14 protein-coding genes are annotated in these 11817 nt (G+C 65.6%); all 14 read right to left on the bottom strand.

The features are described 5' to 3' along the window. Positions 1 to 287, bottom strand: a 287-nt coding sequence (locus CWS39_RS29780) for a WXG100 family type VII secretion target (RefSeq protein WP_431306173.1), incomplete at its 3' end; no start/stop codon positions are given. Further along, the gene (locus tag CWS39_RS23515; protein ID WP_102145304.1) at positions 287 to 571 is read right to left on the bottom strand and encodes a hypothetical protein; all 285 of its coding nucleotides are present in this window, start codon (positions 569 to 571) and stop codon (positions 287 to 289) included. The genes CWS39_RS29780 and CWS39_RS23515, both read right to left, overlap by 1 nt. Further along, positions 568 to 765, bottom strand: a complete 198-nt coding sequence (locus CWS39_RS30185) for an SAV_915 family protein (protein ID WP_306768845.1) — start codon at positions 763 to 765, stop codon at positions 568 to 570. Before CWS39_RS30185 ends, CWS39_RS23515 begins: the two co-directional genes overlap by 4 nt. Before the next feature lie 671 nt (positions 766 to 1436). Continuing rightward, a complete protein-coding gene (locus tag CWS39_RS23505) occupies positions 1437 to 2279 on the bottom strand; it encodes a methyltransferase domain-containing protein (RefSeq protein ID WP_102145303.1) in 843 nt (280 codons plus the stop codon). 164 nt (positions 2280 to 2443) lie between these two features. Continuing rightward, on the bottom strand, positions 2444 to 3340 hold the full coding sequence (locus tag CWS39_RS23500) for an SAM-dependent methyltransferase (RefSeq protein WP_102145302.1): 897 nt from the start codon (positions 3338 to 3340) through the stop codon (positions 2444 to 2446). Then, on the bottom strand, positions 3327 to 3689 hold the full coding sequence (gene mnhG / locus CWS39_RS23495) for a monovalent cation/H(+) antiporter subunit G (RefSeq protein WP_102145301.1): 363 nt from the start codon (positions 3687 to 3689) through the stop codon (positions 3327 to 3329). The genes CWS39_RS23500 and mnhG overlap by 14 nt, the downstream gene beginning before the upstream one ends. Next, on the bottom strand, positions 3686 to 3973 hold the full coding sequence (locus tag CWS39_RS23490; protein ID WP_102145300.1) for a monovalent cation/H+ antiporter complex subunit F: 288 nt from the start codon (positions 3971 to 3973) through the stop codon (positions 3686 to 3688). Before CWS39_RS23490 ends, mnhG begins: the two co-directional genes overlap by 4 nt. After that, complete coding sequence (locus CWS39_RS23485; RefSeq protein ID WP_102145299.1) at positions 3970 to 4503, bottom strand: Na+/H+ antiporter subunit E; 534 nt, start codon at positions 4501 to 4503, stop codon at positions 3970 to 3972. Before CWS39_RS23485 ends, CWS39_RS23490 begins: the two co-directional genes overlap by 4 nt. Beyond that, a complete protein-coding gene (locus tag CWS39_RS23480; RefSeq protein WP_102145298.1) occupies positions 4500 to 6095 on the bottom strand; it encodes a Na+/H+ antiporter subunit D in 1596 nt (531 codons plus the stop codon). Before CWS39_RS23480 ends, CWS39_RS23485 begins: the two co-directional genes overlap by 4 nt. Then, positions 6092 to 6562 carry a Na(+)/H(+) antiporter subunit C gene (locus CWS39_RS23475; protein ID WP_102145297.1) on the bottom strand — a complete coding sequence of 157 codons (471 nt, stop codon included), beginning with the start codon at positions 6560 to 6562 and terminating at the stop codon, positions 6092 to 6094. Before CWS39_RS23475 ends, CWS39_RS23480 begins: the two co-directional genes overlap by 4 nt. Further along, entirely contained in the window at positions 6559 to 9444 is a 2886-nt protein-coding gene (locus CWS39_RS23470; protein ID WP_102145296.1) for a Na+/H+ antiporter subunit A, read from the bottom strand. Before CWS39_RS23470 ends, CWS39_RS23475 begins: the two co-directional genes overlap by 4 nt. A gap of 172 nt (positions 9445 to 9616) precedes the next feature. Continuing rightward, complete coding sequence (locus CWS39_RS23465) at positions 9617 to 10900, bottom strand: ArsB/NhaD family transporter (protein WP_102145295.1); 1284 nt, start codon at positions 10898 to 10900, stop codon at positions 9617 to 9619. A gap of 39 nt (positions 10901 to 10939) precedes the next feature. Next, positions 10940 to 11398, bottom strand: a complete 459-nt coding sequence (locus CWS39_RS23460) for a CBS domain-containing protein (protein WP_102145311.1) — start codon at positions 11396 to 11398, stop codon at positions 10940 to 10942. Between the two features lie 32 nt (positions 11399 to 11430). Next, positions 11431 to 11706, bottom strand: a complete 276-nt coding sequence (locus tag CWS39_RS23455) for a cation:proton antiporter regulatory subunit (protein ID WP_102145294.1) — start codon at positions 11704 to 11706, stop codon at positions 11431 to 11433. Positions 11707 to 11817: the final 111 nt, after the last annotated feature.

Here is an 11817-nt window from a genome sequence, read left to right as displayed (position 1 = left end):
GGCGGGTGCCTCAACCCAGGTTGGCAGAGAGGGGCCGCGTAGTTGTCGATCGCTTGTGCGCCGTTGGCAACGGCTGTTTCCAATCCTTCCGCCTTTGTTGCCCCACTTGTCATCCTCGCGACGAATGCATCCCCGGCGTCGCCGCGCCAGTCAGCACTCGCGGTAGTCCGCGCACCGTGAATCTGATCCACGGTGTGTGAAATCTTGCTTGCCAGGGTCGATCTCAGCCATTCCGCTGTCGAGCGAACAGCCTCTGGATTTCCTTCTACCTTGGTGTCGATGGGCACTAACTTGTCTCCATTGCTTGCTCCAGAGCCTCGGCGCCAGCTTCATCCTGGCCGAGATAACTGGCGTTGGCCGAAGCAACCGCGCCACCAACTGCTTTGACGGCAACAACGAGCTGGCCGGTGTTGTCGGTCAGCTTGGCGAGAATTCCCAGGATCGCCGGGGTCCCGACTCCACCATCAACCGACGTAGGGGCGGAACCACTCGCGCTGTCAAGATCGTTGCCGGCGTTCGATAGCGATTGGGATATCTTCGCGAGCGATTCGTGGTTGATATACAACGTCATTTTCGCCCTCGCCGTTGGTCAGCGGGAATCACCACGTCGAGCAGCAGCAGTTGAAACGGGTGGGCAGCCTGGAGCTGGGAGAGACTAGCTGTCGGCATCACGATCCACGCCTGATCGTCGCCACAGCAATATTGCAGTCGATCGAGGGCCGAGTATGCGAGCAGTGCAGTCCTCCCATCCCGGGTCTGCCGCATGTCGATGCGCGCCGCGTTCGGGTCATCGACTGCCTCGGCACACGGCAGGTAAACGACAGGTGGAAAGTCGCGTGGAATCGGTTTTCCACTGGTTTGGTTTGCCGTAGCGCTGGCAGCTGACGCCCTTTCTGCAACCTTGTAAGTAGCGTCGACGGGCGGAACCTCCTTGACGCGCTGAGTTGCAGCTGGCTGCGCGAGTGTCTGATTCGTGGGTGGCTCCCAACCATGTTGCGGTCCGGATCTGTCTGCACGTGGATCGTTGGGAGCTTGGTGGTGCGGCCAGCCGAGTTGTTGATCCCTTCCACCTGCAGCAGTGGGCACGCGTTCGCTTGCTCGCGCTGCACGAATCGACGACGACGAATCCTCGAGCTGACCAGCTAGGGTGCGTGGGAGTTCGGCATCAGCGGGCAAAACCCCTCCTCAGGGCAAAGCAAAGCACTCGGTTATCACGGCCGGGACAATAAGTTACACGAGGCCAGCAACAGGCATTGACACCAATTTTGGTGCCCTGTTGCAGCGGCTCTCCTTCGGAGGCATATCTCAATGAAGTGTCACCGGGCGCCTACGCGTCGTGTAGTTCGTTAGCGGCGTTTGAATGTGGACAGGTCGCGTCAGGCGTGGGCTCACTGGGGGAATTCACTCGACGCAGGTCCGCCGCCAGCAACTAGCTCCTACTGCGCCAGCACGCACCACGCCGAGGCTGGGAAGCAATACGAACCGTCGTTGCTGCGATACGACGCGACGTTCGCCTGGATCGCGTCACGTGTCGCGGCGCGCTCGTCCTCCGGCAGCGCGTTGAGCACGTCCGCCAGCGGGCCGGTGAGCCGAACAAGCATGTCCCACATGTCGTCGAAGTCCTGGAATGTGAAGTCAAATGCGATCTCGGCGACCTCGGGCTCGCTGAAACCGGCGCCGGTGACCATTTCGTGGATCCGGTCCGGATCGGCCATGGCGAAGATCCCCGGCGCGTCGGGCCCGGGCACCGGCATGTGGCCGCGTTGCACGAGGGTCATACCCGGCAGGGACGACCACGGGTTCTTTTCGGGGCTGCGCCACACGGCGAACGCCAGCCGCCCGCCGTCGCGCAGCACCCTACTGGTCTCCCGCAGGGCCGCGGCCGGGTCGGCCATCAGCATGTAGCCAAAACGGCACAGCACGCCGTCCACGGAATCGTCACCAAGGTCCATGCGCTCGGCGTCGAGGACGCGATGCTCGACGTTGGTCAGTCCACGGCTCTCGCTCTGCCGACGAGCCACGTCGACCATCTCGGCGGCGAAGTCAGTGCTGACCAATCGGCCATCTGCGCCGAGTCGCTCTGCCACGAGAAATCCCAAGTCTCCTGTCCCGCAAGCGATTTCCAGCACAGTCTGGCCCAGCTGCGGGTCGAGATTCTCCAACAGCCAGTCGCTTACCGGCTGCGTCGTCCTCATCAGCCATGCTCGCCGGTCCTCCCAGCCCGAGGCCATCTCGCCCCACGTGCGCCGGCTCTGTTCTCGATAGGTGTTGCGATCCATCGTTGTGCTCCCGCCTGTTGTGAGCGCGGCGACCTCCAAAAGTGGTATCGCCCCTGATACCGCATTTTCAAGGGCATCACGTCCGGATCGAGGTGCAGTTGTGACAGGTGTGATTACCTCGACGCGCCTCGACCGCAGTATGGACCCGGGCAACGGGTCAACGGCTAGCTTTGCCGGATTCCGGTGATGAATTGGCTTGGCGGCGTGGCATCGTCGCGCTCGGGCGTGCGATGGTAGCGCTCCATCAGCTCGACCGCCCCGATGGTGTCCACCTGGAATCCGTGGTCGCTGAGCCACTCGACGAGGTCGGTGCGCTCTTCGATGTACCACAGGCTGCCGGGGTCGGGCATATCGCCGCCGGCCTCGGCCGCCTCGTGGCGCATCTGCGCGATCTGCTCCCGGCGCTTGGCCTGGTGCTCTTCGGTGAAGAAGTCCGCGGTGAACGCCTCGACGGCGACCCTGCTACCCGGCGCGCTGAGCTCCGAGATCCGTTCGAACAGGCGGTCCTGGGCCTCAGCCGGCAGATACGGCAGCAACCCCTCAGCCGACCAGGCCGACGGCTCGGTTGCGTCGAATCCACTGTCGCGCAGCGCTTTCGGCCAGTCATGGCGCAAGTCGACAGGGACGGCGACGTAGCGTGCTGCCGGTTCGGCGCCGTGCGACCGTAGCGTCTCGAGCTTGAACTCGAGCACCTGCGGCTGGTCGATCTCGTAAATCACGCTGCCGTCCACCCACGGCAGTCGCCAGGCCCGCGCATCCAGGCCGGCGGCCAGGATCACGAACTGTTGGATGCCGGCGGCCCCGGCGGCGATGAAGAATTCGTCGAACCACTTCGTGCGCGACGCGGCATAGCCCCCGATCATGCGGATTCGCTCCGCCATCGGGCCTGCCGGCGGCTGCCACCCGCGGGATGCGGCGGCATCCAAGAACATTCGCGCGTACGGGTCACTGAACAACGGGCAACCGGATGCGGATTCGTCGGCCCGCGCCATCGCGACTCCGAGCGCGGTCTGGCCGACGCTCTCGGTGACATCCCAGCTGTCGCCGTCAGTTCTCGTCATGCGTATCGGGTTCCCTCGCGTCGGCGAATTCAAGCATGTCGTCCCTCGTCAGCAGGTCGTCGCGGATGTTCTGCTCCCGGTAGGCCAGCTGCCCGACGCGGTTGGCCACCACCGGCGCAGTGATGACGGTGAACAGTCCGGTCAGGATGACCATGCCGACGTCGGCCTGGCCGCGCAGCTGAATCGCAGCACCCGCGAGCACTAGCAGCAGGCCCAGCACCTGGGGCTTACTCGCAGCATGCATGCGGGACAAGGTGTCGGGGAAACGGATCACACCGATCGCGGCAGTCAGCGCCAGCGTCGAGCCGCCGAGCACGAGCACGGCGGTGATGATGTCGAGCGCGCTCACTGGCGTTTCCTTCGTGGAGGAAGTTTCTCGATGTCGGGGACACGGAAGCGCGCCACGCTCACCGAGCCGACGAAGCTGATCAACGCCAACGCGGTGAGGCTGTAGGTCACCGTGGTGTCCAGACTGAACGCGGCCCAGGTGCCGATGCCGCACATGGCCACCGCGATCAGGGTGTCCAGCGCGACGAGTCGGTCCAAAGTGCTTGGCCCGGCCAGCAATCGGAACATCGTGATCGCGGCGGCGGCACTGAGCATCACCGCCGCAATGACCCATACCGTGTTCATGCGCGCTCCGCCTTCGCCGCCGGCCGCCAGTCCTCGTCGCGCTCGAAGGCCGCCACCAACAACCGCTCGACAACGGCGACCTGCCGGTAGAACCGGTTGAGGGTCCGTTCGGAGCCGACATCGATGACATGCATGTAGAGCATGCGGCGCACTTGGTCGATCTCCAGCACGATCGACCCGGGTATCAGGTTGAAGATGTTGACGGCCAAGGCCAGCACCAGATCCGACTTCAGCCCCAGATGGACCCGCAGCACCGCATTGACCGGCGGCGGCCCCGGCCTTATCGCCAGCCACGCCACCTGGACGGAGGACAGCGCCAAATAGTAGGTGACCTGAATGATCAATCGCAGCAGGGACAACGGATGCACGCGTCCTTCCACAGGCACCGCCGGCAGCGGCAGCAGCAGCGTGATCACGGACGCGACGGCCAGGCCCGACACAATGTTGGCGGCAGAAACATCGCCCCACAACAGAATCCACACCAGCATCAGCCAGCACAGCAGCCATACCCGAAGCGCGATCCACCTCATCGCGTACCCACCACCGCAGTTATGTAGTTGTCACGGTTGAGGATCTCGTCGGCGGCGCGGTCGCTGTAGGCAATGATCGGCCCGGCCATCACCGTCAGCGTCAGGCCGACCGCGATCAGCGCACCCGTCGGCACCAACATGCCCACGGGCATGCGACCGACGCTGTCCCGGTCGGCGAAGTCGACGTCGTGCCCGTCGTCCAGCAGCACCGCCGGCGCCGCGGTCGCCAGGTGACCTTCCGGGGCGTCGACACGGGAGCGCCAGAACGCCTTCGTCCACACCCGCGCCACCACGTACAGCGTCAACAGGCTGGTGAGCACGCTTCCGGCAACCAGGGTCCACGCCAACACCGAGCCGCTGTCGGCGCCGGCCTCCAGCAGCGCCACCTTGCCTATGAATCCCGAAAACGGTGGTATGCCACCGAGATTGAGTGCGGGCACCACGAACATGAAGGCCAGTAATGGGCTGGCCGCGGCGAGTCCGCCGAGTCGTTGCAGCGTCGACGCCCCCGCTTGACGCTCGATCAGGCCGACCACCAAGAACAGCGTCGTCTGCACCACGATGTGGTGGGCCACATAGTAAATCGCGCCGGACATGCCCAACTGTGTCGACAGCGCGATGCCGAACACCATGTAGCCGATGTGGCTCACCAGGGTGAACGACAGCAGACGCTTGATGTCGCTCTGCGCGATGGCGCCGAGGATGCCGATGAGCATGGTCAGCAGCGCCGCGACCAACAACATCGGATCCAGTCCGCCATCGGGGAACAACAGCGAGTGCGCCCGAATGATCGCGTACACACCGACTTTCGTCAGCAAGCCGGCGAACACCGCGGTGACGGGCGCCGGTGCGGTGGGATACGAGTCGGGCAGCCACGCCGACAGCGGGAACACCGCTGCCTTGATGCCGAACGCCACCAGCAGCACCGCGAACAACGCCGTACGGGTGCCTGGGGCCACGTCGTCGAGGCGCACCGCCGCTTCGGCCATATTTAGCGTGCCGGTCGCGGCGTAGACGAGCGCGAGGCCGATCAAGAAGATCAGCGACGACACCATCGACACCATCACGTACGCGATACCGGCGCGCACGCGGTCCGCGCTGGCGCCGATGGTCAGCAGCACGAAGCTCGCGGCCAGCAGCACCTCGAAACCGACGAACAGGTTGAACAGGTCGCCGGCGAGAAACGCGGTGCAGACGCCGGCCGACAGCACCAGATAGGTGGGCAGGAAGATCGACACCGGCTGGCGCTCGTCGCCGTCGCGGATGCCCTGCCCGATGGCGTAGAGGACCACCGCCAACAGCACGATCGACGACACCACCAGCATCAGCGCCGACAGCCGGTCCACCACCAGCGTGATGCCCAACGGCCCCAGGCCGGGAACGCTTTGGCCCCAACCGCCGACGTGCAACGCCTGGGTACCGTCACGGTCGACCAGATACACCAGCGCGGCGCACACCCCGACGACAGCCGACAGGGCGACCAACGCGATGAGTCGTTGCAGCCGCGGGCGCCGCCCGGCGATCAACGTCAGCGCCGCGGCCACCGTCGGAATCAGCACGGGCAGCGGGGTCAGCACGGCAGAGATGCTCATCGCGACCCCTCCAGTCCGGGCAGGGCGTCGAGCTCGTCGGGCAGGTCGGTGTCACGGGCCGGCTCCGGTTGCGGGCGGTCCTCCTCGACGGGGGTGGCGTCCCTACTCGACAGCTCCGAAACCCGGGTGTCCTCGGGGTCGTTGACGACTTCCTCGGCGGTCGTCAGCCGATACGACCGGTAGGCCAGCGCCAACACGAACGCGGCGATGCCCATGCTGATGACGATCGCGGTCAGGATCATGCCCTGCGCCAACGGATCTGCCGTCGTCGTCTCACCGTTGCTGGTGCGGCCGCGCACCGGCGGATTGCCCGACGGCCCACCGACGGTGAGGATCAGCAGATTGACGGCGTTACCGATCACCAACAAGCCCAGCAACATTCGGGTCAGGTTGCGCTCCAACAACAGATACACGCCGACGCTGGTGAGCCCGCCGATGAGCACCAGCGGCACGATGTAGGTGGTCATGACTGGCCCACCTTCTGAGCCGTGCGCTCGCGCACCTGCGTCATGTCCACATCGACCCGCGCGCCCAGGCTGCGCAAGACGTCGAGTACCAGGCCGACGACCACCAGGTACACCCCGAGATCGAAGAACAACGCGGTGACGAACTTAACGCTGCCGAGCACTGGGACGTCGAATTGCACGACGGCCGAGGACAATACGGGTGCGCCCAGCAGCAGCGAGGCCACCGCGGTGCCGGCCGACAGGCCCAGCCCGACGCCGAGGATTTTTCCGGCGTCCAGCGGCAGCGTCTCGCCGAGTTCGTAGCGCCCGCCCGCCAGGTAGCGCAGCACCAACGCCAGACCGGCGGTCAGCCCGCCTGCGAACCCACCGCCAGGGGTGTTGTGCCCGGCGAAGAAGAAGTAGGCCGACAGCACCATGATGAGTGGGAAGATGATGCGCGTCGCGATCTCCAACACCAGGGAGCGGTGGCGCGGGTCGCGCAGCTCGCTGCCGCGCAGCCAGGTGACGTCGCCGACGGCGGGGGTGTAGGCGGAGATCCGCCCGATGTCGGGCTGACCGGCGTCGGCCACCCGCGGTGGAGTGCCAAAACGGCGGTGCCGGAACACCATTGACGCGACGCCGGTAGCTGCGACGAGCAATACCATGATCTCGCCCATGGTGTCCCAGGCGCGAATGTCGACCAGCAGCACGTTCACTGTGTTCGCGCCGTGGCCGCGGTAGTAGGCGGCGTCGGGCAGCAGTTCGGCGATGCCGATACCGCTGCGCGCGGCCATCGCGAAGACCGCGAGTGTGGTGACGGCGGCACCGACGGCCAGCGACAGCGCTGCGCGCGGCCACCGGTTGCGCTGGATGTTGACGCGGTCGGCCTCGGCGGGCAGCGTCCGCAGCACCAGCACGAAGATCACCAGCAGCAGTGTCTCGACCAGGAATTGGGTGAGCGCCAGATCGGGTGCGCCGTGGAAGGCGAAGATGACGCCGCAGCCGTAGCCCGTCACGCCGACCAGCAGCACGGCCGCCAGCCGGTTGCGCATCACCGTCGCGCCGAGCGCGGCGGCCAGCATCAGCAGTGCGACGACCACCTGGATCGGCGAATCCCACAGCGCGAATTCGGGTCGGTTGCGCGCGCCGAGCCACAGCACCACCACCGGCACCAGCACCAGGGTCGACAGGATCACCGCCTGCGTCGCCGGGATTGAGCCGCGCTGCGTGTTGGCGGTGAGCTTCACCGACAGCAGGTCCAAGCCCCGGATCACCGCGTCGTAGATGCGGTCGGCGTTGCCCAGTGGTTGATAGACCGCCCGGATCCGACGCAGCCGGGCGCGGGCGAAAAATGCGGCCGTGCCGACCGCGAGCACCAGAACCGACAGCAGCAGCGGCAGGCCCAGCCCGTGCCACAGCGCCAGGTCGTAATCCGCTCCGCCGGAAACGGTGTCGGCGTAGGTGTCCAGGGCGGCGTCGACGCGGGCGGGCCACAGCCCGAAGGCGAGTCCCGCGGCGGCAAGGATCGCCGGGGCGGCCAGGAAACTGGCTGGGGGACGGTGCATTTCGGCGACGCGGACGCTGGGCTGGCGTAATCCCTTGCGGGCGAACGCACCCCACAGAAACCGCAGACTGTAGATGGTGGTGAAGACCGACCCGAGCACGATCGCGGCGAGCACGTAAGGCGCAGCCGCGCCCAACGCCGGGCTGTGCGCAACGGTTTCGAAGTCGGCCTCCTTGGCGACGAAACCGAAGAACGGCGGCAGCGCGGCCATGCTCGCCGTCGCGCCGACCGCGATGACCAGCAACGGCCTGCTGCGCTGCCCGAGCCAGGCCAGCCGGCGGATGTCACGGGTGCCGGTGGCGTGGTCGATGACGCCGACGATCATGAACAGCGCGGCTTTGAACATCGCGTGGGCGCACAGCAACGCCAGCCCGCCGAGCATCATGTCGCTGCCGCCGGAGCCGACCATCACTGTCATCAAGCCGAGCTGGCTCACCGTGCCGAACGCGAGGATCAGCTTCAGGTCGTATTCGCGGACCGCCCGCCAGCCGGCCATCAACATCGTGAGCACGCCGAGAGAGATGATCATCGGCCGCCACGGCGGGGAGTCTGCGAAGCCGGGTGTCATGCGCGCGACGAGATAGACACCCGCCTTGACCATCGCGGCCGCGTGCAGGTAGGCGCTGACGGGTGTGGGTGCGGCCATCGCGCCGGGCAGCCAGAAATGCATCGGGACGATGGCCGATTTGGACAGCGCACCGACAAGGATCAGCACCACGGCGACCGATGCGGCCAGACCCGTCGGCGGCGAGGCGATCAGTTCGGAGAGCAGATAGGTCCCGGCGAGGTTGCCGAGGATGATGATGCCGACGAGCATCGCCAGCCCGCCGAACGTCGTCACCAATAACGCCTGGGTGGCAGCCCGCCGGCTGGTGGCGCGCTCGGCGTAATGGCCGACGAGCAGGAACGACAACACCGTCGTCGTCTCCCAGAACACGTAGAGCACCAGCAGGTTGTCGGCGACGACCAGGCCGAACATCGATCCGGAGAACGCGACGAGTTCGGCGGCGAAGCTGGGCAGCCGTTTCTCGATGTGCCCGTCGTGGTGGTGGAAGTAGTCGGCGCAGTAGAACAGCACGAGCGCGCCGATGGCCAGCACGAGCACGCTCATGATCGCCGAGAGCGCGTCGAACCGCAGCGTGATGTTCATCGCCAGCTCGGGCACCCATTGCAGGTCGACGGTGGGCGCGTCGCCCTGCCCCGGCCAGTTCAGCGCGACCCAGACCACCGAGCCCAGCGGAACCAGCGCCAACGGGTAAAACGCCATCCGCCCCCACCTGGCCACCAGAAGTGGCGCCACCGCGGTGGCCACCGCGTGGGCGAGCAGGATTGCGAGCATGGCACTCCGAGGGTCGGGGTGTCAGCCGGTTCAAGGGCTTTGGATCAAACCCAGTTTACGGACGAGGTCGGCGTGGACATCGGCGTCGTGAGCACCTCCGATGTGGTCGTGGTCGTGCGACTGAGGCGCTCCCGCGCGCGTCCGAGGTGCGCGCCGCAACCGCTCGTTTGATTCAGAAGTAGCGCAGCCAGACGTACACCCATGCCAGGGCGGTGCTCAGCAACGTCACCACGATGCCGTATTTGGTGAACCGCCAGAAGCTGATCGGGTGCCCGGCGCGGTGCGCGATGCCGATGGCGACGACGTTGGCACTGGCCGCGACCGCGGTGCCGTTGCCGCCGAAGCACGCGCCGAGGGCGAACGACCACCACAGCGCTCGACCCGTTTCGTCGTCCGGCGTCTGCGCCACCATTCCTTCGACGACCGGTGTCATCGTCGCCGTATAGGGGATGTTGTCGACGAAGGCACCCAGAACGGCGGACCCGAAGATCAGCGCGCTGGCCGCCAATAACCAGTTGTCTCCGAACGCCGAAACGGCCGCTGTGCCTAGCATCTCGATGACCCCGGTATGCACAAGTCCGGCGACCATCACGAACAGACCCATGAAGAACACCAGTGTCGGCCATTCCACCTCCGGAAGCACTTCGGTGACATCGACGCCAGTGAGAAGCAACATCGCCCCCGCCCCGACCAGCGCGACGATCGAGGGGGCGACGTGCAGCACCGAATGCAGCCCGAACCCCACGATGACGGCCGCGAGCACGGCCAGCGCATGGATCAGCAGCCGGGTGTCCTTGATCGCACGCTTCTCCTGCAGTGCCATCACGTCACCGATGTGGGCGGTGTTGCCATGTAGGTCGGCGTGAAACAGCACCCTGGTGAAGAGCACGAACAGCGCGAAAATCATGGCGACCGCGGGGGCCATGTGGACCAGAAAGTCGTTGAACGTCAATCCGGCACGGCTGCCGATGATGATGTTCGGCGGATCGCCGATAAGCGTCGCGGCACCGCCGATGTTCGACGCCAGCACCTCGGCGATCAGGTATGGCTGCGGGGAGATTCGCAATCGGTCGCAGATGACCAGTGTGACCGGGGCAACCAGCAGGATGATGGTTACGTTGTCGAGCACCGGAGAGGCGATGGCCGTGATCATCATCAGCATGACCATCAGGCGGAACGGTTTTCCGCGGGATCGCTTGGCGGCCCAGATGGCGAGAAAGTCGAACAGGCCGGTCTGTTTGATCACGCCGACGATCACCATCATGCCGAGCAACAGGAAGATGACGTTCCAGTCGATGCCCTCGTGCTCGGAATAGAAGATCCGCTCGCCGGGGACCAGGCCCAGCACGGTCATCAAACCAGCGGCGACAAGGACAGTCTTGACTTTGTGCGCACGCTCGGTGGCGATGAACCAAAAGGCGACGACGAAAATCGTGACCGCGAGCACCGGAGCCATTGCTGAACCTGCCGTAAGGACGTGCTCGCAGGCGCGCGGTCAGTCGCCCGGTCCGGCAACCGCCAGGCTGGTGAGCAACCGCTCCAGGGTCACCGCACCGGTGAGTCGCCCGCGCTGATCGATCACGGCGATGAGCGGGCTTCGTTTGTTCGCCATGACGGTGGCGATCTCGAGCAGGGTGGCCTCTGGCGCGACGGTGGCCGGCTTGGCAATCGGTTTGGGTAGGCAGTCGCCGACGGTCAGCTTGCCGGGACCATGCCAGAACAGGTCAGCGTGGATTTCATCGACTGTGCGCACGAGAGCCGGGTCGTCTTGGTATGACTCGGGGATCGCCAGACGGAGTACCTGGGTACCAGGCAGCACGGCGATGGGCCGGTCCGAATCATCGACCACGACCAGACCGGGCAGCCGATTGACGACCATGAGCTGGACCGCCTTGGAAACCGGATCATCCATACGAACCGTCGGTGCGGTCAAAGCGATTTCATGTGCTTGCATGGTTTCGGTCCATCGGGCGACGGCAGTAATGGTCATGGTCCTAGTTCTCCGATCAGTTCGTCTACCCGGCGTTCCAGCGACCGAAGACGATCGACGATCGGCCGGCTGTGCAGAATCTCTGCCACCTGATCGGCTTCATCGGATTCCAGCAGAATCGCCCGCGCGGGCACGTCGAGACCGTTCGTGTCGTACATGAACAGGTGCCGGTTGCCGGCGGCTTCCACCAGCACAGAAAGCCGTTCGCCCTCCCGCGTAACGATCTCGTGCAGAACGCCGCTCCCGGGCACGGTCCTTCGATCGATTTGCATCCCAGTTCCTCCGGCAGGTGAGGACAGTCTGGGTTGCTGAGCTGCGCGTGACTATCGGGTCTGACACCCATTTGGCGGGGGATACGACCTGTATGGACAAATATGTGTGGC

Origin of the sequence: Mycobacterium hubeiense, assembly GCF_002838065.1 — a bacterium.
Taxonomy (GTDB): Bacteria; Actinomycetota; Actinomycetes; order Mycobacteriales; family Mycobacteriaceae; genus Mycobacterium; species Mycobacterium hubeiense.
Note: the sequence above shows the minus strand (reverse complement) of the source record. Positions and strands in the feature narration are given on the sequence as shown.

What these genes read in the sequence shown, in the direction of transcription:
- CWS39_RS23460 (WP_102145311.1), bottom strand. Translation starts at nt 11,398, where the DNA reads ATGCAAGCACATGAAATCGCTTTGACCGCACCGACGGTTCGTATGGAT.
- CWS39_RS23470 (WP_102145296.1), bottom strand. Translation starts at nt 9,444, where the DNA reads ATGCTCGCAATCCTGCTCGCCCACGCGGTGGCCACCGCGGTGGCGCCA.
- CWS39_RS23500 (WP_102145302.1), bottom strand. Translation starts at nt 3,340, where the DNA reads ATGACGAGAACTGACGGCGACAGCTGGGATGTCACCGAGAGCGTCGGC.
- CWS39_RS23480 (WP_102145298.1), bottom strand. Translation starts at nt 6,095, where the DNA reads ATGAGCATCTCTGCCGTGCTGACCCCGCTGCCCGTGCTGATTCCGACG.
- CWS39_RS23455 (WP_102145294.1), bottom strand. Translation starts at nt 11,706, where the DNA reads ATGCAAATCGATCGAAGGACCGTGCCCGGGAGCGGCGTTCTGCACGAG.
- CWS39_RS30185 (WP_306768845.1), bottom strand. Translation starts at nt 765, where the DNA reads ATGCGGCAGACCCGGGATGGGAGGACTGCACTGCTCGCATACTCGGCC.
- CWS39_RS23485 (WP_102145299.1), bottom strand. Translation starts at nt 4,503, where the DNA reads ATGAGGTGGATCGCGCTTCGGGTATGGCTGCTGTGCTGGCTGATGCTG.
- CWS39_RS23490 (WP_102145300.1), bottom strand. Translation starts at nt 3,973, where the DNA reads ATGAACACGGTATGGGTCATTGCGGCGGTGATGCTCAGTGCCGCCGCC.
- CWS39_RS23505 (WP_102145303.1), bottom strand. Translation starts at nt 2,279, where the DNA reads ATGGATCGCAACACCTATCGAGAACAGAGCCGGCGCACGTGGGGCGAG.
- CWS39_RS23465 (WP_102145295.1), bottom strand. Translation starts at nt 10,900, where the DNA reads ATGGCTCCGGTGCTCGCGGTCACGATTTTCGTCGTCGCCTTTTGGTTC.
- CWS39_RS23515 (WP_102145304.1), bottom strand. Translation starts at nt 571, where the DNA reads ATGACGTTGTATATCAACCACGAATCGCTCGCGAAGATATCCCAATCG.
- CWS39_RS23475 (WP_102145297.1), bottom strand. Translation starts at nt 6,562, where the DNA reads ATGACCACCTACATCGTGCCGCTGGTGCTCATCGGCGGGCTCACCAGC.